This is a genomic window from Varunaivibrio sulfuroxidans, assembly GCF_029318635.1.
Classification (GTDB): Bacteria; Pseudomonadota; Alphaproteobacteria; order Rhodospirillales; family Magnetovibrionaceae; genus Varunaivibrio; species Varunaivibrio sulfuroxidans.
Genome location: NZ_CP119676.1, coordinates 2,187,238 through 2,207,146, shown reverse-complemented (window position 1 = coordinate 2,207,146; position 19,909 = coordinate 2,187,238). Strand labels below are relative to the sequence as shown.

Genomic DNA, 19,909 nt, shown 5'->3' with positions numbered 1-19,909 from the left:
ACTAGACCCTCTCTTGCTGGCGACGGTTGGTTTCAATGCGCACATACGTTCCCAAACGCGCCGCATCGCGCGCATCGGTATGATCCGCATCGATATAAAAAACCATAGGACCCGTTCCCATCTCGGGGCGAAGGACCGTCAGCGCGTTGGCGCGCACGGCCTTCGAGACGACGCTGTCGGGATCGTTGAGATCGCCGAAAATGCGCGCTTTTCCCTGACAGGTATTGACGCACGCGGGAACGAGGCCGTTCTCCACCCGGTGCAGGCAGAAGTCGCATTTGTCGGCGGCCCCCGTCGTCGGGTTGATGAAGCGCATCCCGTAAGGACACGCCTGGACGCAATATTTGCAGCCGATGCACACGTTGCTGTCGATCACCACGATGCCGTCTTCTTTGCGCTTGTACGTGGCGCCGGTCGGGCAGACGGAAACGCACTGCGGTTTTTCGCACTGGTTGCACAGGCGCGGCAGGAAACTCCGCCGAACCTCGGGGAAATCGCCCTTCTCGATGTATTCCACCCAAGAGCGGGTTTCGCCCAGCGGGACGTCGTTCTCCGTCTTGCACGAAACGCTGCAGGCATGGCAACCGACGCACTTGCGCGTATCGATGACCATGGCGTAGCGTTTGGCCGGCGTAGCGCCGAGAGCGGCGGCGGGTGACGCCGCCACGGCAGCCGCGGCGGCGGCGCCGGTCCCCAATTGCTTGAGGGCGCTTCGCCGAGAGACTCCTTTATCTTGATTCATGCATCTTGCCTCGTTCATGGGTTTTTTCCCCCGTCATTGACGCGCGCCGTCCAAAGACTTAAGTGTTTAAGCGGCCCCGGACACAAACCGGAAGCGACCCGCGCCCCCGACAAATCGAGGGCCATCGCCGCGCAATGGTGTTAAGCTTCCATTTCCCACACCGCATCTTTCATGCCACTCGGCAAAAAATATTTATCCGTTTGAAAACAAACATAAAAATTACATTCATATCCAATCCACACAGGGGCCGGGGCGCGATCGCGTTACGCTTTCGAAACCGCGGCGAAAAAAGACGCCAGGGGTGTTACGAAATGGAAACATCGAAAGGAAAACGAGCCATGACGATGTTACGATGGCGAACCCGCCGCGGGTTCATCCGGGGCGCCGCGGCGCTGACGGCGATGGCGGCGATCCCCGGGGCGCTGGCCGCCGAGCGCCGGGACATCCGCTTCGGCGTGACCCCCGCCTTCCTGCACGATCAACATCTACTGCTCGAAAGGTGGCGGGTCTACCTGACCAAGCGATTGGGCCGAAAAGTGGTCTTCGTACAGCGCGACAGCTATCAGGAAACCATGAACCTGCTGCGCCTCAATCAACTCGATTTCGCTTGGATCTGCGATTATCCGTACCTGACGCTGCGGCACATCGTTCGCCTGATGGCGGTCCCCTTGTATCAGGGTCGGCCCACCTACCGGTCGTATTTGATCGTCGGCAGCGCCGATGGCACGACCCGGGGATACCCCGACCTGCGCGGCAAAATCTTCGCCTACGCCGACCCTTATTCGAACACCGGATATCTTTCGCCGCGCTTTGAAATCCGCCGCCAAGGCGATGATCCGGCGCATTATTTCCGCAAGACCTTTTTTACCTGGTCGCACCGCAAGGTCATCGAGGCGGTCGCCGCCGGGCTGGCCAACGGCGGCGCCGTGGACAGCTACGTCTGGGACACCCTGAACAAGGTCGAACCCGAACTGACGGCGAAGACGCGGATCGCCTGGCGCTCGCCGGAATACGGCGCGCCGCCCCTGGTGGCCTCGGACGCCACCGTTTCGGAATCTGATTTCACGAAAATGCAGGCGTTGTTAATGGACATGGCCGACGACCCCGAGGGCCGAAAAATCCTAGACGGCCTCAACATCGGGGGATTCAGCGTTCAAAATCCAGCCATTTACGACAGCGTCGCGCAAATGATGCGCGCCTTCGGGGAGTATTCTCCACGGTGATCCGGCGCTTGTTTGATCTCAGCTTGCGGCAAAAAATCCCCCTGTGGGGGGCGGGGTTGATTATTTTTTCGACCCTATCGGTCTCCGCCGCACTGATGTATCGGTCCTACGACAATTTAAAGGGCGCATTGGTCACCAGTTCCACCGGGCTTGGCCAGACGTTGTCCAAGACCCTTATCCCGACTCTTCTCCACGACAACGTCTGGCGGGCTTTCGAGATTATCCGCGCCCCGTTCAGCGAGACGGTCTCGAAAAGCGGCGTGCGCCCGGAAACCATTTTCGTCGTCAGCCCCGATCGGCGCATCTTCGTCTCAAGCGACCCCGTGCGCTTTCCCATGTTGAGCGACATCACCGAGCACGGCGGTGATTTTCGCGCGATTTTCAAGCATATCCCCGAAAGCGGACTGACCAAGACGGCGGTCTTCGAGCCGGAAAAATCCCAATACCTTTTCGTCGCGGTCCCGATCAACGACGGCGGCCTCAACCTCGGCACGTTGCTTTTGCGCCACTCGCGCTCGGACCTCAATGCGTCTTTTCTCAAGACGGCGTCGGGCGGCGCCGTCTGGGGAATTTTAATTCTCGCCATCCTGCTGCCCTTGAACTGGTATTGGGGGCAGCGCATGGCGGTCCCCCTGCTAAAGCTGGCGGCACGCATGGAAAACATCGAAAACGCCCCGCCGGAACGACTGGATGCGAAAATTTACGGCTATCGCGACGAGCTTGGCCGCATGTTCGAGGCCTATAACTCGATGGTCGATGTGTTGCAGGAAAAAGCCGCCCTCGAACGCGGCATGATCAGCTCCGAACGTCTCGCCGCCATGGGCCGGCTGACGGCGGGAATCGCCCACGAGATCAACAACCCCCTATCGGGCATGTTGACGGCGCTCGATACCCTGAAACGGCGCGGGGACCTCGATGAGCGCACCGGGCGCACCTTCGCCATCATCGAACGGGGGCTTTTGCAAATCCGCGATACGGTGGGGGCCCTTCTTGTCGAGGCGCGGCCCCAGAAACGTTGGCTGGAAAGCCGCGACATCGAAGATGTCCAAACCCTGCTGCGCCACGAAATCACCAAGGAGCACGTCAACTTCGTCTTCGAGTTCACGCTGCCCGGTCGCCTGCCGTTTCCCGCCGGGGCGGTGCGTCAGATTCTGATCAACCTGTTGCAAAACGCGGCGAAGGCCGCGCGCACGCAAGGCGACGGTTGGGTCCGCGCGTCGGTGGCCGTGATCGACAAGGCCTTGGAAATTCGCGTGCGCAACGCCGGCGAGCCCATTCCCCCCGAACGGCTGGAACGCCTGTTCGAACCCTTCGTTTCCTTCCAGGAGGGCGGCCACGGGCTGGGTCTGTGGGTGACCTACCAGCTTGTCGAGCAACTGGGCGGGCGGATCGACGCCCGCAGCGCCGACGGCGAGGTCGAGTTCAAGGTTCGCCTCGCCCTGCCCAAAAACGAGACCGAGAGCACCAACGAGGAGAGGCCATGACCTGCCGGATTTGCCTGATCGAGGATGACGAAATTATCGGCGAGGCCCTGACCGAACGCCTCGAAGTCGAAGGCATGGCCTGCGACTGGTTCAAGGAAGGGCTGAGTGCGATCCAGGCGCTCAAACAACGCAAATACTGCCTTGCCGTCAGCGACATCAACCTGCCGGACATGACCGGAGAGGCCCTATTCACCGCCCTCCAGGATAAGGGGATCGGTCTGCCGCCGTTCCTCTTCATTACCGGCTTTGGTTCCATCGATCAGGCGGTCCGCCTGCTCAAGATGGGGGCCGAGGACTACCTGACGAAGCCGTTCGACGTCGCCGAGCTAATCGAAAAAGTGCGCGGGCGATGCCGCTACGTGGCGCTGGGGGCCCCGGGCGCGCCCCGGCTCGGCGTCTCCGCCGAGATGAAAACCATCGAGGCGGCCTTGTCCAAGCTGTCCGAAAGCGCATCGACCGTCCTGATTACCGGCGAGTCGGGCGTCGGCAAGGAATATGTCGCCCGGGCCCTGCACCAGGATCACGAAGCCGGGACCACCCTGCCCTTCGTCGCCGTCAATTGCGGCGCGATCCCCGAACAGCTTTTGGAGGCCGAACTTTTCGGCCATGAGAAAGGCGCCTTCACCGGGGCCGTGCGCGAAAAACGCGGCCTGTTCGAGCAGGCCCACGGCGGCACCCTGTTCCTCGACGAGATCGGGGATATGCCGCTGGCGATGCAAGTCAAGCTGTTGCGGGCGATCCAGGAACGGCGCATCCAAAGGGTGGGCTCGGAACGCGGCATCGACGTCGATATCCGCCTGATCTGCGCCACCCATCGCGACCTCGATCAAATGGTGCGCGACGGCGAATTTCGCGAGGACCTGTTTTACCGCATCAACGTCGTCAACATCCAAATTCCCCCGCTGCGCGAACGCAAGGACGATATCCTGTGGTACGCCCGAGATTTCCTGCGTCAATTCGCCGGACAAAAGGACGATCGCCCGTTCACCCTGCACTCGAAAGCGGAACAGGCGATGCTTTCATACCCCTGGCCGGGAAATATCCGCGAACTGCGCAATTGCATAGAACGCGCCTGCGTCCTCAGCCCATCGTCGGTGATCACGCCGGAATTTCTGTTCGGCGAAAGCTGGCGCGCGACCCTGGCGCGGATGTCCGATCTCGGCGGCGAAACGTTGGCGGAGTACATCACCCAGTGCGAACGCGACTATGTCCGCCAGGCCTTGGCGGAAAACGAAAATCGCATCGGCGATACCGCCGCCACCTTGGGCATCAGCCGCAAAACCCTGTGGGATAAAATGCGCAAACTCGGCCTCAAGGACGAGACCTGAAGGCTCCCCGCGCGATCGCGCCCCTCGGAAAGCGCACCTTAATTTTTTATTGGAGCTCCTTTGGCGGCGGATAGCGCGCAAGGATCATGCGGTTTGGGATGACGAGGGATTCCTTCGATCGCCATAACGCACTCAACCATTCAAGAATGCCCGTCGGCGCGACATCGTTGATGGCGACATACGTATTGTTTGCGGATATGAACCGTATGGGGGCGCAATACGCATTCGGTTTTGTATCGATCTCGCAGTGCCCCGAAGCCTTCGCGAGGGCTTCTGTCAAGGCGTCATCCACCTTGCCGTCCAGCAACACCACCTGCTGCATGCCACCGCCTGCGCCCATTAAAAAAAGAGACGCATCGACAAAACGACCTCCACCGGGGAAAATAAAGACCATGAGAATTAAAACCCCAGTAGCGCGCCCCGCCATTTGCTGAAGATTTTTAGACGGCCAATGAAGGCTGATCCAGATTGGCAAAAATAGAATCCCGATGACCGTCGACATCATAACCAAGAGAGCGACCCACAATGGGACCTTTATTCCTGCGATACTGGGGACGGAGGAAAGCGCCTGAAAAATTACCTGCGTGACTGTTATAGCCAACACGAGTTGAGCGCATAACATGATCAATCCGTTGACTGATTTTCCGGAACGGTCAGTAAGTAGGCTTTTGATTTTCCGTGGGTTGCAGGCGACGACGCTCACCAAAAATAACCCCACCACCACCAGAATTGCGGCAAGAGGATAGATTCCCTCGCGCATCCCATTTTGTTTAAGAAAACCATATATGCCGGCACCGGATAAGAGGATCGCGAAGGGCGAGACCGCCAGTATCGCACTAGCCAAATTCGTGGTTTTCAATTCCTCTTGCATTTTTTTGACAGCTTCGACGGGAAGATAATAAAGAAAATACAACACCGTGAACCACAGCCCGGTCATCATGCCAAGGGTGAAGAGCCCGGCGCTAATCGACGAGACGAAATCGAAGTAATTGATGCCGCGCTTCACGCAATAAATGGCGATAAGAAATAAATAAACGCTCACCGCAAGGAATGTCAGGGTAGGCTTTTGATCGCATGCCTTGTACCACCCCCATGCGTCTTTCAGAGAGGTGGCGACATCTTTATTCTGATCCGTTTTTTCAGCAGCCATCTCACGCCCCCCCCGTGAATAATCGCCCAACGTCAACTTGCATGCAGACGATTTGACGCCCAAAGAGGATCGTAAAGAGTGCTCGGCATATATTCAAAGCGGGAATATTTCGGGAGGCGTAATTTTTAAAGCCAACCGCGGCGCTTGAAATACCAGAACGGCAGGATCGCAGAAACAACCATCAAGACCAGTGAAAGCGGATACCCGAAATGCCATTTCAATTCGGGGATAAAGGCGAAGTTCATGCCGTAGATGGAGGCGATCAGGGTCGGCGGCAGGAAAACAACGGCGGCGACCGAGAAAATTTTGATGATGGCGTTCTGTTCGATATTGATCATGCCCAAGGTGGCGTCGAGCAGGAAGGTGATTTTTTGCGACAGGAAGCTGGCGTGATCGGTCAGCGAATGGGCGTCACGCGAGAGCGTCTTGTGCCGGGCGCGAATATCCTTGTCGCTTTTACGCTGCGTCGTCACCTGGCCCAAAAAGCCGATCAAACGTTCCAGGGTCATCAGGCTGTCGCGGATGTTCGAGGTCAAGTCGCCCTTAAGGCCGATGTCTTCGAGGACTTTTTGAAAATCTCGGCTTTTCGTCGGGTTGTTCCCGTTGTGCTGAAAGACGACGCGGGAAATTTGGTCGATGTCCCGCCCGGCGCGCTCCAAAATATCGGCGAGGCGGTCGATGATCGCTTCCAGCAAGGCGATCAAGGTGTTCTCGCCGTTGGTGCATCCCATGGCGACGCGCGCCGCGCGCAGGGGGAAGGTTTGAAAGGCGCGCGGGTCGTGATAGCGCACGGTAATCAAACGTTTGCCCGCCAAGACGAAGGTCACCGGCGACATCTTCGGCGTGTCGTTGTCGGTTTGGGCGGGCAGCGTCGCGGTCATGAAGGCGGCGCCGTCTTCGTAATAAAGACGGCTGGAAATTTCGATTTCCTCCATCTCTTCGAGCGCGGGAATACCGATTCCGATGCGCGCTTCCAAAGCGCCCTTCTCCTCGCCGCTGGGATTGGTCAGGTCGGCCCAAATGACGTCGTCGATTTCTTTCAGCGGATCATCGGCGGCGCGCAGATGCCCTCGGTCGTTTACGTATCCCCGGATCATCGGTGTCTCCATCCCGATATTTTGGCTGGACGCCTTCCCCGGCCGAGCCGAGCGGATGGCAGGTGAAAAAAGCGGCGCGGCTCAAGTTATCCCTCGTCCGGTCGGCGATCAAGCCCTGATCGACCTCGCCTGTGCGCCCGGCCTTGCGCGCGCGCCCTCAGCGGCGCATCGCCGCCTGGACGACGACCTCCAAACGGTTGAGAAACGCGGAACGGTCGGCCTTGGAAAACGGCCTCGGCCCGCCGGTGACCGCGCCGGTTTCACGCAGGGTCTGCATTAGGGCGCGGTTGGCCAGCGCCATGCCTATCCCGTCCTCGGTGAAGGTCTCTCCATTGGGTTTGATCGCCAGCGCGCCGCGTTCCAAGCAACGGGCGGCCAGAGGGATATCATTGGTGATGCAGATGTCCGCGCCTTGGATGTGCTCGGCGATCCAGTCGTCGGCCGCGTCCGCGCCCTGGGTGACGATCACCAGCTTGACCGCAGGGCTGGGATAGGGGCGGATGCCGCCGTCGCTGACCATATGCACATCCAGCCGGTGGCGTTCGGCGACGCGAATCACCTCGTCTTTGACCGGACAGGCGTCGGCATCGACATATATTTCCGTCATGATTGAACCGCCACATCAAAGACCGTTTGGAAAGGGCGCGTCTTGACGCACTTTTACCCCGCGCCTTGACGGCGCGCAAGGCGCGTTAATTCGGCGCGCGAAATGACGAAATCCCAAGAGCGGCCCCGCCGTAGACGGCGAAATCGCTCTTGGGATCAAGCATACGATCGGCGTTTTATATTTTAGAACGATCGTATAAAAACATAGCCCTTCGTAAGATTACAGGCTCGCGGCTACCGTATCGACCGCCGCCTTGGTGATAGCGACAATGGTGTCCGCCTCTTCCCGCGTGAGGCACAACGGCGGTGCAAATCCCAAAATATCGCCCTCGGGCATGGCGCGGGCGATCAGCCCGCGTTCCAGGCAGGCCGCCGAAATTTGCGCGCCGACCTTCTTCGCCGGATCGAAAAAAGTCCGGCTGTCTCTGTCGGCGACGAACTCCAACGCCGCCATCAGGCCCTCGCCGCGCACATCGCCGACGATGTCATGATCGGCGAAGGTGTCTTTCAACGACCGATTGAAATAAGCCCCGGTTTCCCGGGCGTTGGTCACCAAATCCAGCTCGTCCACGAGCTTCAGATTGGCGACGCCCGCCGCCGCCCCGATCGGATGCGCGCTATAGGTCCAGCCGTGGCCCATCGCCCCCAAACGATCCGACCCCTGTTCGAGAACGTTCCACACCCGATCGCCGACGATGACGCCCGAAAGCGGCGCGTAGGCGCTGGTCAATCCCTTGGCGATGGTGATCAGGTCGGGCTTGATGTCGTAATGGAGCGCGCCGAACATGCTGCCCAAACGTCCGAAACCGGTGACCACTTCATCGGCGACCAAAAGGACGTCGTACTTTTTCAGCACCGCCTGGATTTTTTCCCAATATCCCGCCGGCGGCGGCACGATGCCTCCGGTACCCAACGCCGGCTCGCCGATGAACGCGGCGACGCTGTCCGGACCTTCCCTTAGGATCAATGCCTCCAAGTTATCGGCGCATTGTTGAGAAAATTCGGCCTCGCTCTGAGACAAATCCTGACGATGGAAATAATACGGGGCATCGGTATGCAAGATCGGCGTGCGCGGCAAATCGAACGTCTGATGGTACAATTCAAGGCCGGTCAAGCTGCCGGTCATCACGCCGGAACCGTGGTAGCCGCGCCAGCGCGAGATGATCTTCTTTTTCCGTGGACGACCGAGGATGTTATTGTAATACCAAATTAACTTAATGTTGGTTTCGTTGGCGTCGGAACCGGAAAGCCCGAAATAGACCCGCGCCATCCCCTCCGGGGCGCGGTCGATGATCATCTTGGCGAGATTGATCGACGCCTCGGTGCCATGGCCGACATAGGCGTGGTAATAGGCCAGCTTGCGCGCCTGCTCGGCGATCGCCTCGGCGATTTCTTGGCGGCCGTAACCGACATTGACGCAATACAGACCGGCGAACCCGTCCAGGCTTTTTTTGCCTTCGGTATCGGTGATGTAGACGCCCTTGCCGGTTTCGATCACCCGCTGCGGGACCTCGCCTCGGGAAAACTGCGCCACGTGCGTGGACGGATGAAAAAAACTGTCGCGGTCATTACGCTCCAATTCGGACATGTTGGCCCGTTCGGGCGCGCGTGCAGGGTCGGTCATTTGTTTTCTCCCAGGTTGATTTAAATATTCGTCGCCATGCAGACGTATTTCACGTCGCTGAAGGCGTCGATGCCCATCGCGCCGCCTTCGCGGCCCAATCCGGATTGTTTCATGCCGCCGAAGGGCACGGGCGCGCCCGTCATCTTGACGCAGTTGACCGCAAGCATGCCAAAGTCCAGGCCCACGGCGAGGCGCTGCGCCCGCGCGCCATTTTGGGTTTGCACATAGGCGGCGAGACCGTATTCGGTGGCGTTGGCGATGGCGATGGCCTCCGCCTCATCTTTGAAGGGCGTCAGGGCGGCGACGGGACCGAAGGTCTCCTCGCTGAAAATTTTCATTTCGGAGGTTACGTCCTTCAACACCGTGGGCTGGAAAAACAACCCGCCCAACGGATGACGCCCGCCGCCGGCAAGAAGACGCGCCCCCTTCTTCAAGGCGTCCTCGACATGGTCGCGGCATTTTTCCACCGCGCCCTCATGCATCAGCGGCCCGATCTCGACGCCCGGTTGCAGGCCGTCGCCGACGACCAGGGCCGCCGCTTTTTCAGCGAAGCGCTCGGCGAAAGCCTCGTAAACGTCGCCCTCAACCAAAATCCTATTGGCCGCCAGACAGTCCTGGCCCGAGGTCTGAAATTTAGCGGCAATGGCGTCGTCCACCGCCTTGTCGAGGTCGGCGTCGGCGAAAACGATAAACGGGGCGTGCCCCCCCAGCTCCATCGACACCCGTTTGACCGTCGGCGCCGCCCATTCAAGCAACAACCGCCCGACCCGAGTCGATCCGGTAAAGCTGAGCGCACGCACGCGCGCATCATCGCACAATACTTTCGCCAACATCGGCGCATCGCCGGTAATGACGTTGAAAATTCCCGGCTCGATCCCGGCTTTTTCCGCCAACACCGCCAACGCCAAGGCGGAAAACGGCGTTTCCGGGGCGGGTTTGACCACCACCGTACAGCCGACGGCCAGCGCCGCCGCCGCCTTGCGCGTGATCATCGCCGCCGGAAAATTCCATGGCGTAATCAAGGCGCAAACACCAACCGGGGCGCGGCTTAAAGCCGTCGCGCGATCTTTCAACGGCGAGGTTACGCCGCGGGGCGCGAGACGTAGCGCTTCATCGGCGAACCAATCGAGAAAACCGGCCGCATAGTCGATTTCCCCCACCGCCTCGCGCAACGGCTTGCCTTGCTCAAGAGTCATGATTAGGGCCAGGTCTTCGCGTTCGTCGCGCATCAATTCCGCCCAGCGACGCAGCTTTTGCGCCCGGACATTCGGCATCGTGCGCGCCCAATCGGAAAAAGCGTCGTGCGCGCCGTCGATGGCGTCCTTAGCCTGATCGGCGCTCAAGGCGGGGACGCTTCCCAAGAAGGCTCCGTCCGAGGGGTTGAAAACGCCGTATGACGCGCCATCACGGGCGGCGATCCAGGCTCCGTTCACGTAGGCGCGTTCGATAAGGAGCCCCTGGGCTTTGAAGTCTTCGATCAGGGCGTGATGCAATGGCGTGGGCGTGGCCTGCGTCCGGGTCATGGCGAGGTGTCCTCCTTGCGCGCGGATTGACGGTTTGCAAAGCGTAGGACAAAGCCCGGCGAAGGTGTTTTCGAAGTGTTGGCGATATTCGGGCCTTTTTTCTTCATAACCGCCCATACACAGAAACTTTTTCCGCCATCACCGATCTCCGGGGGGACGGTCTTCACCCAAAATCGCCGCGATTGGCAGCGTTCCCGGGCGCTTAACCGCCTTGGTGACAACGCAGGTCACGTAACGATCGATGCCGATATCGCTCGCCAGCAGGCGTTCCATCAAAACCTGATAGGCGTCGAGATCGGATGCGATGACGCGCATCAAATAGTCGATGGTGCCGCCGGTGGCCCAACATTCAACGATTTCGGGTTGGGCGAGGACGGCGCGCTCGAACGCCTCGAAATCTTCCTGATGATGACGTTTCAGGGAAATTTCGACCCACACCGTGGCCGCCTTGACGATCTTGGCGAGGTCGATTTCCGCCCGATATCGACTGATGACGCCCTGGCGCTCCAGACGGCGCAGGCGCTCCCAACACGGGCTGACCGAAAGCCCCACCGTTTCGGCGAGCTTCACCTTGGTCATGCGTCCTTCGCTTTGCAAAGCCTGAAGGATCTTAATATCGAGCGGATCGAGTTTAATCATGTCGGCTCCGATGGATGGCGGTCACGTGATGGGGGTCTCTTGCGCAATCACCGCGATACAGTCACCCGCCGCCACCTTTGAAGGGAAATGCCGTCCCGCCAAAAGACCGTCGATCCCGGCCCGGTAAGACACCGGCGCATGTTCGGGGTGGGTGACGTTCCAAACGCGGGCGACGACGTCGCCTTTTTTAAGCCGGTCGCCAAGACCGACGCACGGTTCCAACAAACCTCCGGCATCGGCGATCACGAAACCTTGCGGGTCCGTCATATCGAGGGGCGCGGTGGGCGCGCTTTTGATTTTACCGGATAAAACGCCCGCATGGCGAAGCACGTTGGCGACCCCCCTCTCGGCGATGGCGATGCTTTCGGGCCGCGCCGTTCCGCCGCCGCCCAATTCGGTGGTGACAAAGACCTTGCCTTGGGCCTCGACCGCGGTGTCGTACAACCCCGCCGGATCCATTTCGCGGAGCACGGCCGAATAGGGCGCGCCAAAGGCCGCCATCGCGGCGCGGCAACGTTCTTCCAAGGCCGCGTCGTCATGACGATGCACGGCGGCGAAGGGCAAAAATTCCAACGACTTCCCTCCCGAATGGATATCCAGGACGAAATCGGCCATCGGGATCAGGACGGTGCTGAAATAGTCCGCGATTTTTTGCGTCGCGGTGCCGTCGGGACGCCCCGGGAAGGCGCGGTTGAGGTTGCCGCCGTCAAGCGGCGACAACCGCCGTCCGGCATCGAAGGCGGGCGTGTTCATGGCCGGAACGATGATCACACGACCGGCCACGTCCTTGGTCTTCAGGCGTCGCGCCAACTTGACCAGAGCGATCGGCCCTTCGTATTCATCGCCATGATTGCCCCCGCTCAGGAGCACCGTCGGCCCGTCGCCGGCCTTGATTTGACTGATCGGAATCATCACCGATCCCCAGGCCGAGGCGTCGTGGGAATAAGGCAGACGCAGGTGGCCGTGCCGAACGCCGTCGCGCTCGAAATCAACCGTCGTGACAATCGGATTTTTGACCATGTTTCGCGCCTCAATCCTTGACCATCAGTCCACGTTCGACGTTCGCCAGACATTCGACCGCACCCTCGGTGATCAACAAGGTCTCGGTGATCTCCAGCCCCCAATCGTCGTACCAAAGCCCGGGCATGAAGTGCAACGTCATGCCGGGTTTAAGTTCCGTGGTGTCTCCGGAGCGGAGGCTGATCGTCCGTTCGCCCCAGTCGGGCGGATAACTGAGGCCCGTCGAATAACCGCATCGCGAAGATTTATCGAAGCCGAGCCCACGCAAGGTGGTGAAGAACGCGTTGGCGATATCCTCGCAACGGTTGCCGGGACGCGCCGCCTCCATCGCCCGTTCGGAGGCTTCGAGCAAAGCCTTTTCGGCGTCCAAAATATGTTGCGGCGGCTTGCCGAGGAAAATGCTCCGCGCCATCGGGCAGTGATAACGCTTATAGCATCCGGCGACTTCAAAAAAGGTGACATCGCCCTTTTTGATTTTCGTGCTATCCCAGGTGATATGCGGGGCCGACGCCTCGCGCCCGGTCGCAATCAAAGGCACGATGGCCGGGTAATCGCCGCCCTCCTCATCGACGCCGACAATTCCGCTGTAGGTCAGCTCGGCGGCCAGATCCTTCTTGGTCATCCCCGGCGCGACGATTTCGAAGGCGCGTTTGTGCATCGCCTCGACGATACGCGCCGCCTTCCTCATGTAGGCGATTTCCTGGGGCGATTTGACCAACCGCCGCCAATTCACCAGGGCGGCGGCGTCTTCGAGGCGCGCATCGGGCAAATGCGCGCGCAGCGAGGTGTAGCACTTCGCCGAAAAATAATAGTTGTCCATTTCCAACGCGATCACGCGCGCGCCCCAACCATAGCCCTTGATGATATCGGCTAGATGGTCCATCGGATGGACATCGGGGGACTGCACGTAACGATCGTCGTATCCGATCAACCTGCCGAACGGAAGATACGTCGTTTGTTTGGCGCCGTTGACGTCCATTTCCCGACCGAACCATAACGGCATGTCATCGACCGGCACCAAAACGCACTGGTGAACGTAAAACGACCAACCGTCATAACCGGTCAGCCAACACATGTTCGACGGGTCGGTGACGACCAAAAGTTCGATCCCGCGCCGCGCCATTTCCCGCTGCGTGCGTGCGACCCGATCTTCGTATTCGCCGCGCTCGAAATCGAGAACCGGGGCCTGGCTTTGCGAGGGGTCGAACCATCCCGAAGCCTTGACGTCGCCGGTTTCATGCGGATGGTCGTGACTTTGTCCACTCATGTAGCGCTCCTCATGTCAAAGATGCGTCTGTTGCGCACCGCTCCGGGCTTGGCAGCGGCGATAGGCGAAATCGGCGATGGCGGTGTCCTGCGCGCCGGTGCCGGTCAGATCGACGATGGTGATCTCTTCTTCGCAAGAGCGTCCCGGTTTTTCGCCCGAAATAACGTCGCCCAACGCGTCGAAATGTTGCGTTTCGAGGATCGATCCGTCCTCGATGGCATGGTGCAATTCGCCCAATCGGGCGCATTGGGTAAAACTGTCGGGAACGTACCGATCCGCAGCGGCGATAACGGCGGGCGCGATTTCGTTTTTGTTCGCCGCGTCGGATCCCATCGCCGTAATATGCAGGCCGGGGTGAAGCATGCCCACGTCAATCAACGGCGTCCGGCTAGGCGTCGTACTCACCACCACCTCGGCGGCGCGCACGACATCATCGGGGGCGCGGCAGGCGGCGACCTCGACGGCAAGATGCGCGGTCATTTCCCGAGCGAAGGCGCGCGCCTTCGCCTCGTCGCGCGCCCACACTCGAACCCGTTTGAAATCACGCACCAGTTTCAATGCCTCGATCTGGAGACGGGCCTGCGCACCGGCCCCCAAGACGCCCACGGTTTCAACGCGCAGCGGCGCGAGATGTTTCGCCGCCACCGCCCCCGCCGCCGCGGTGCGCACCGCCGTAAGGTAGCCGTTGTCCAACAAAACCGCCCGGACGACCCCGGTTTCGGCGCTGAGCAGCACCATCAGCCCGTTCAGGCTGGGCAGGCCCTTGGCCGGGTTGTCGAAAAACCCCGGGCTGATCTTGACGGCGAACCCGTCCAAGCCCGACAGGTAGGCTGTCTTGACGTCGAGCTCACCGTTTTTTTCGGCGATCGCCATCGAGAGAACGGGGGGCGTTACGCTCTCCTCGCTCGACAATCGAACGAAGGCGTCCTCGACGATCGCGACGGTCTCCAAGTCAAGCCCGACAGCCAGGCGCAATTCACTTTCACTTAAAATCACGGCTTCGCTCATGACGCTTCCCCGGGTTCGAGCGCACCGCTTAAAACGGCGCGCACGGTCTCGGAATCGACGTTGCGCCCGGAAATCACCAAGGCGACGCGCCGGGCATCCTTGACGCGGCCCGCCAGAAGAGCGCCAACGGGAACCGCCCCCGCGCCTTCGACGACAAGGCCTTCCGCCAACATCAGATGCGCCATCGCGGCGGCGATCTCATGCTCGCTCAACAACACCACGTCATCGACCCATCGGCGCGCCGCCGTGAATGTATAGCGGTTTTCGAGGCCTATTCCCCCGCCCAGGGAATCGGCCAAGGTCGGGACTTCATCGACATCCACCGGATGGCCCGCTTTCAGGCTCGCGGCCATCGCCGCCCCGCGCGCCATACAAACGGCGACGACCCGCACCTTGGGCTTGAGCGCCTTGGCGGCGATGGCCACCCCCGAAACCAATCCGCCGCCGGAAAGGGGAACCACGACGGTATCGACATCGGGCCAGTCTTCGACGATCTCCAGCCCCACGGTGCCCTGGCCGGCGATCACGTCACGGTGATCGAAAGGCGGGATCTCCGTCAGGCCTTCCTCGCGGGTCAGGCGCAGAACCTCGCGCTGGGCGTCATCCTGCCCGCGCCCGACGATCCGCACCTCACCGCCGAGACCGGTAATGGCGTCGATCTTGTTCTGCGGCACGAGGCGGGAAAGGCAAACCACCGCCCGCGTCCCGACCTCCGCCGCCGCATAGGCGACGGCGCGGCCGTGGTTTCCGGTCGAAGCGCAAACCACACCCGCGTCAAGCTCCGTTCGGCTCAACTGCAAGACGGCATTGAGCGCACCGCGCACCTTGAAGGCCCCGGTCGGCTGAAGGGTTTCCAGTTTGAGGCGGATGTCCGCCCCGCCCGCGCCACCCCGCGACAGGGCGTGACTTTTGACGAGAGCCCCGCGTCCGATGAATTTGGCGATGCGTGCAGCGGCGGACCGGATATCGTCCAAATCCGGCAAGGCGCCATCCGTGGGAAAGCGTTCAACAGGTTCTTTAGACATCGAAAAACACCCCGCCTTCCCTTCGATGGATACATTACCATTCCCCGTCTCCACCGCCCGAAGCGGTAAAAAAACGGCCTGAATTTGCAAATACGCCAATTTTGAGTTGTATACAACAGTTGATTTTAATGCGCAGTGATGTCATCGTATAGCCCTGTCGAAAGCCTGAGGCCCGTCGAGTATGGGGAGTATCGGACGCGCCTTTCGCTCTTCGGACCAATTAGGACATTCATTTCGAATGAGGGAGGTTTCTTGATGTCTACGTTTACCCGCCGCGCCGTAAGCGGCGTCATCGCCATCGTCGCCGCGCTTTCGTTCACGCCGTTTCTCGCGTCCGGCGCGCAGGCGCAAAACACATTGGAAAAAATCCGCAAACAGGGCTACATCCGCATCGGTTTCGCCAACGAGGCGCCATATTCCTACGCGACGGCGTCCGGCAAATTGACCGGCGAATCGCCCAGCGTGTTCAAGCATGTCATGAAAAAACTCGGCGTTAACGAAGTTGATGGCGTGCTTACCGAGTGGGGTTCACTGATCCCGGGCCTCAAGGCCGGGCGCTTCGACGCCATCGTCGCGTCCATGTACGTCACGCCGAAACGTTGCAAACAGGTCATTTTCGCCAACCCGACCTATGGCATCGGCGAGGCGTTCATTGTTAAAAAGGGCAATCCCGACGGCATCAATACGTTTGCCGACGCGGTCAAGAAAAAACTGAAAGTCGCCTTCATCGCCGGCACCGCCGAGGTCGGATACGCCGACATGGCGGGCCTCGCGCGCGATCAGCGCCTGATCGTGCCGGACTTCGCGTCGGGCGTCGCCGCGGTGCTCGCGGGGCGGGCCTCGGCTGTCGCGCTGACCTCACCGACGGCGAAGGGTCTCGCCGCCAAGAACGATAAAATCGAGCGCACGACGCCGTTCATCTTCACCCATGACGGCAAAGTTTACAAAGGCGAAGGCTCGTTCGCCTTCCGCAAGGAAGACACCGCCTTGCGCGACGCCGTCAACGCCCAGTTGGCGACCTTCATCGGCACCCCGGAACATCTGGCCATGGTCAAGAAATTCGGCTTCGATAAGACTAATCTTCCGGAGCATACGGCGGCCCAGCTTTGCGCCGGGAAATAATTTCCAAGCCGCCGGCTCGAAACGGGGCCGGCGGCTCTCTTGATTTTAAGCAACATCGTGGTCCAAACATATTATGAACAATGGACATAGCCGCTTGGCCGTCGTCACCATCGTCGGTTTCGCCGTCGGCATGGGCGTTCTCAACTTCACCGGACTGCGCCAATTCGTGCCCGGCCTCCTGCAAGGAGCCTGGGTCAGCGTGCAAATTACATCGGGCGGAGCGCTATTGGCCGTCGTCGCCGCGCTTACCGCGGCCATCGCCAAAGTTTACGGTCCCGCGCCGATCCGCTGGCTCGCCATAACCTATATCGAAATTTTTCGCGGCACCTCGGCCCTCGTGCAGTTGTTTTGGCTCTTTTTCGTGCTGCCGCAATTCGGTATCACCCTGCCCCCCTTCGCCGTGGGCATTACGGCGCTGGGCCTGAATATCGGCGCCTATGGCGCGGAGGTCATTCGCGGCGCCATCGCCGCCGTGCCCAGAGGCCAATGGGAGGCCTCGCGCGCGCTCAACCTGACCCGGATGCAGGCGCTTCGGCGGATCATCCTGCCCCAGGCCTTTGTCGCGATGATCCCGCCTTGGGGCAACCTGTTTATCGAATTGCTGAAAGCAACGGCATTGGTCTCGCTGATTACGCTTCCGGATCTCGCCTTCAAGGCTCAGGAAATGAACCAAAGCACTCTCAAGACAACCCAAATATTCACCATTGTTCTTGCGATGTATCTGGGAATTTCACTGCTTATCACCAGCGCGATGAAAGCCCTCGACCACCGTGTTTCACGCGGGCTGCGCCAGACGAGGACGCAGCGATGAGTTTCTCCTGGGACTGGGGATACACGTGGCAAATTCTGCCCATTTTGGGTCAAGCGTCGATCATTACCGTCGAGGCGACGGTGCTCGGCTTCATGATCGCCCTCGTTCTCGGACTCGCCTTGGCCCTCGCCCGCATGTCCGGCCCTTCGTGGTTGCGCTGGGCGGCGATCGGTTTCATCGAGGCGATCCGCTCGACACCGCTGCTGATACAGATCTTTTTCGCCTATTACGTCCTGCCGCAATTCGGCGTCAGCCTGAGCGCCATGCTCGCCGGCGTTCTGGCGTTGGGAATTCATTACAGCACGTATTGCTCGGAAGTATATCGCGCCGGACTGGAAAACGTCCCCCGGGGGCAGTGGGAAGCTTCGATCGCGCTTAATCTGTCCCCACTAACGACATTCAAGGATATCATTATCCCCCAGGCGGTGCCGCCAATGGTGCCGGTTCTCGGCAATTATCTGGTGGCGCTGTTTAAGGAAACGCCCCTGCTTTCGGCGATCGCCGTCCTGGAGTTGATGCAGACGGCGAAAATTTTGGGATCGGAAAGTTTCCAATACACCGAACCGATTACCCTGGTCGGAGTCTTCTTCCTGGCCTTTAGCTTGATTTCGGCGGCTTTAATCCGCCGCGTCGAATATGCCCTCAAAACCCGAAGGAGTGGCCACCCATGAACGCCGACACCGCCGCTGAAACCCCGATGGTGCGTTTTGAGAACGTCAGCAAGTGCTATGGCAGTTTGAAGGTCCTCGACCATCTTAATCTCGACGTCGCGAACGGCGAGAAGGTGGCGATCATCGGCCCGTCGGGATCGGGAAAAACCACGGTGCTGCGGATGCTGATGACGTTGGAGGAAATCGACGACGGGGTGATTTACGTCAACGGCGGGCCGTTGACCCACATGCCGAGCGGCGACGCCCTTGTCCGCGCCAATCGCACCCATCAACGGCGCATGCGCGCCAACATCGGCATGGTATTTCAACACTTCAATCTGTTCCCCCACATGTCGGCGTTGAAAAACTGCATGGAAGCCCCCGTCACCGTGCTTGGCATGCGCAAGGACGACGCCCGGGAGCGCGCCGTGGAATTGCTCGATATGGTCGGCCTAAGCGACAAGTTGGAACATTATCCCAGCCAACTTTCGGGTGGACAAAAACAGCGCGTCGCCATCGCCCGCGCCTTGGCGATGCGCCCCAAGGTGATGCTGTTCGACGAGGTCACCTCGGCGCTCGATCCCGAATTGGTCGGCGAGGTGCTTCACGTGATTCGCGATCTCGGTAAAGAGCACGACCTGACGATGTTGATGGTCACCCACCAGATGGGTTTCGCGAAAGCATTTGCCGACCGAGTCTGTTTCTTTTATGAGGGAAAGATCGCCGAACAAGGGAGCCCCGAACAATTATTGAACGATCCGCAAAATGACCGCACCAAACAATTCCTCAGCGCCGTCCTTGAAGCGAGTTGAACCGCGCGCCGCGCCGGACGCGCCCAAACGACCGGCGCGAAACGCCGACAGCCGGGGATCCGGGGCGAAGGAACGTTTCGAACGGATTTACCTCAAGATTCGCAGCCGTATTTGCCAGCTGGAATACGCGCCGGGAACCCGCCTTTCCGAAGAAGCGCTGGCGCGCGAGTTTACCGTCAGCCGCACGCCGATCCGCAGCGTCCTCAGCCGCCTCGAAGGCGAGGGTTTGGTTCAGAGCCGCCACGGCGTCGGCACCTTTGTCACCGATGTCGATTATGCCGCCCTGGCCGAGGTTTATCGCCTACGCCTGGAACTGGCGGCGCTGATCGGCAAGCTTAAGCCACGCCAACCCAACGCGCGCGATCTGAAAAAAATAGAAACCATCGCCCGAAAATGCGCCATGATTCCCGAGGCGAAAGCGCCCAAACGGGAATTTTCCAGAATTAATATCGATTTTTTCGAATCCTTGGTCGCAATGACCGCCAATCAGCCGATGCAAGACGTTCTCCGCCGGCTGTTCTACCAATCGGCGCGGATCTGGATGACGGCCATGCCCGAGCAGGAGGTGAACAGGGAAAGTAAGATTTTTCACCGGGAAATCAATGAGATTATCGACGCCGTCAAAGACGGTTGCTTGAAAAAAGTCGGCAAGCTACGGCGCAAGCACATATCGGAGGGCCTAGGCAGACTTCTCATGTACGTCGGCGAACCATCCGACTGAGCCTGCGCTCCCCCGGCGTCTTGCGGCGCCTTGTGGCGTCTTAGGGAGCGCAGGCAA

The 19,909-nt window shown here is 60.1% G+C and carries 19 protein-coding genes; 8 read left to right on the top strand and 11 right to left on the bottom strand.

Features of this window, described 5'->3' with window-relative positions; translation table 11 throughout:
- Position 1: 1 nt before the first annotated feature.
- Positions 2-742 carry a sulfate reduction electron transfer complex DsrMKJOP subunit DsrO gene (gene dsrO / locus P3M64_RS10415; RefSeq protein ID WP_132939870.1) on the bottom strand — a complete coding sequence of 247 codons (741 nt, stop codon included), beginning with the start codon at positions 740-742 and terminating at the stop codon, positions 2-4.
- A 338-nt stretch (positions 743-1,080) separates the two neighbouring features.
- Here dsrO and P3M64_RS10410 point away from each other — a divergent pair, with 338 nt between their 5' ends.
- Genes P3M64_RS10410 through P3M64_RS10400 form a run of 3 tightly spaced genes read left to right on the top strand, consistent with a single transcriptional unit; the run spans position 1,081 to position 4,777 of the window.
- The gene (locus tag P3M64_RS10410; RefSeq protein WP_207893204.1) at positions 1,081-1,965 is read left to right on the top strand and encodes a substrate-binding domain-containing protein; all 885 of its coding nucleotides are present in this window, start codon (positions 1,081-1,083) and stop codon (positions 1,963-1,965) included.
- Positions 1,962-3,449, top strand: coding sequence for a sensor histidine kinase (locus tag P3M64_RS10405; protein WP_132939869.1), 1,488 nt, complete (start codon positions 1,962-1,964; stop codon positions 3,447-3,449). Before P3M64_RS10410 ends, P3M64_RS10405 begins: the two co-directional genes overlap by 4 nt.
- Entirely contained in the window at positions 3,446-4,777 is a 1,332-nt protein-coding gene (locus P3M64_RS10400; protein ID WP_132939868.1) for a sigma-54-dependent transcriptional regulator, read from the top strand. Before P3M64_RS10405 ends, P3M64_RS10400 begins: the two co-directional genes overlap by 4 nt.
- A gap of 46 nt (positions 4,778-4,823) precedes the next feature.
- Here P3M64_RS10400 and P3M64_RS10395 read toward each other — a convergent pair whose 3' ends face one another.
- From P3M64_RS10395 to eutB, 10 genes are all read right to left on the bottom strand, one after another.
- Positions 4,824-5,927, bottom strand: coding sequence for a hypothetical protein (locus tag P3M64_RS10395; RefSeq protein WP_132939867.1), 1,104 nt, complete (start codon positions 5,925-5,927; stop codon positions 4,824-4,826).
- Positions 5,928-6,052: 125 nt separating this feature from the next.
- Positions 6,053-7,024, bottom strand: a complete 972-nt coding sequence (gene corA / locus P3M64_RS10390) for a magnesium/cobalt transporter CorA (protein ID WP_132939866.1) — start codon at positions 7,022-7,024, stop codon at positions 6,053-6,055.
- Between the two features lie 157 nt (positions 7,025-7,181).
- On the bottom strand, positions 7,182-7,631 hold the full coding sequence (locus tag P3M64_RS10385; protein ID WP_132939865.1) for a YaiI/YqxD family protein: 450 nt from the start codon (positions 7,629-7,631) through the stop codon (positions 7,182-7,184).
- A gap of 219 nt (positions 7,632-7,850) precedes the next feature.
- Complete coding sequence (locus tag P3M64_RS10380; protein ID WP_132939864.1) at positions 7,851-9,254, bottom strand: aspartate aminotransferase family protein; 1,404 nt, start codon at positions 9,252-9,254, stop codon at positions 7,851-7,853.
- 20 nt (positions 9,255-9,274) lie between these two features.
- The gene (locus tag P3M64_RS10375; protein WP_132939863.1) at positions 9,275-10,777 is read right to left on the bottom strand and encodes an NAD-dependent succinate-semialdehyde dehydrogenase; all 1,503 of its coding nucleotides are present in this window, start codon (positions 10,775-10,777) and stop codon (positions 9,275-9,277) included.
- Positions 10,778-10,915: 138 nt separating this feature from the next.
- Positions 10,916-11,416 carry an Lrp/AsnC family transcriptional regulator gene (locus P3M64_RS10370; protein ID WP_132939862.1) on the bottom strand — a complete coding sequence of 167 codons (501 nt, stop codon included), beginning with the start codon at positions 11,414-11,416 and terminating at the stop codon, positions 10,916-10,918.
- Between the two features lie 21 nt (positions 11,417-11,437).
- Positions 11,438-12,436 (bottom strand): N(2)-acetyl-L-2,4-diaminobutanoate deacetylase DoeB, encoded by a 999-nt coding sequence (gene doeB / locus P3M64_RS10365; RefSeq protein WP_132939861.1) that lies wholly within the window; start codon positions 12,434-12,436, stop codon positions 11,438-11,440.
- 10 nt (positions 12,437-12,446) lie between these two features.
- Positions 12,447-13,703: an ectoine hydrolase DoeA gene (doeA, locus tag P3M64_RS10360; protein WP_132939860.1), complete on the bottom strand. Its 1,257-nt coding sequence runs from the start codon at positions 13,701-13,703 to the stop codon at positions 12,447-12,449.
- Positions 13,704-13,718: 15 nt separating this feature from the next.
- Positions 13,719-14,711: a cyclodeaminase gene (locus P3M64_RS10355; protein WP_132939859.1), complete on the bottom strand. Its 993-nt coding sequence runs from the start codon at positions 14,709-14,711 to the stop codon at positions 13,719-13,721.
- Positions 14,708-15,736, bottom strand: coding sequence for a hydroxyectoine utilization dehydratase EutB (gene eutB / locus P3M64_RS10350; protein ID WP_132939858.1), 1,029 nt, complete (start codon positions 15,734-15,736; stop codon positions 14,708-14,710). Before eutB ends, P3M64_RS10355 begins: the two co-directional genes overlap by 4 nt.
- Positions 15,737-15,991: 255 nt before the next feature.
- On the opposite strand from eutB, the gene ehuB reads away from it, so the two are divergent.
- The 5 genes from ehuB to P3M64_RS10325 all read left to right on the top strand — a co-directional run bounded on the left by ehuB (position 15,992) and on the right by P3M64_RS10325 (position 19,852).
- Complete coding sequence (ehuB, locus tag P3M64_RS10345) at positions 15,992-16,858, top strand: ectoine/hydroxyectoine ABC transporter substrate-binding protein EhuB (RefSeq protein WP_132939857.1); 867 nt, start codon at positions 15,992-15,994, stop codon at positions 16,856-16,858.
- 73 nt (positions 16,859-16,931) lie between these two features.
- The gene (ehuC, locus tag P3M64_RS10340) at positions 16,932-17,669 is read left to right on the top strand and encodes an ectoine/hydroxyectoine ABC transporter permease subunit EhuC (RefSeq protein WP_207893203.1); all 738 of its coding nucleotides are present in this window, start codon (positions 16,932-16,934) and stop codon (positions 17,667-17,669) included.
- Positions 17,666-18,340 (top strand): ectoine/hydroxyectoine ABC transporter permease subunit EhuD, encoded by a 675-nt coding sequence (gene ehuD, locus P3M64_RS10335; RefSeq protein WP_132939856.1) that lies wholly within the window; start codon positions 17,666-17,668, stop codon positions 18,338-18,340. Before ehuC ends, ehuD begins: the two co-directional genes overlap by 4 nt.
- Positions 18,337-19,131, top strand: a complete 795-nt coding sequence (gene ehuA / locus P3M64_RS10330) for an ectoine/hydroxyectoine ABC transporter ATP-binding protein EhuA (protein WP_132939855.1) — start codon at positions 18,337-18,339, stop codon at positions 19,129-19,131. Before ehuD ends, ehuA begins: the two co-directional genes overlap by 4 nt.
- The gene (locus tag P3M64_RS10325) at positions 19,118-19,852 is read left to right on the top strand and encodes a GntR family transcriptional regulator (protein WP_276157021.1); all 735 of its coding nucleotides are present in this window, start codon (positions 19,118-19,120) and stop codon (positions 19,850-19,852) included. Before ehuA ends, P3M64_RS10325 begins: the two co-directional genes overlap by 14 nt.
- Positions 19,853-19,909: the final 57 nt, after the last annotated feature.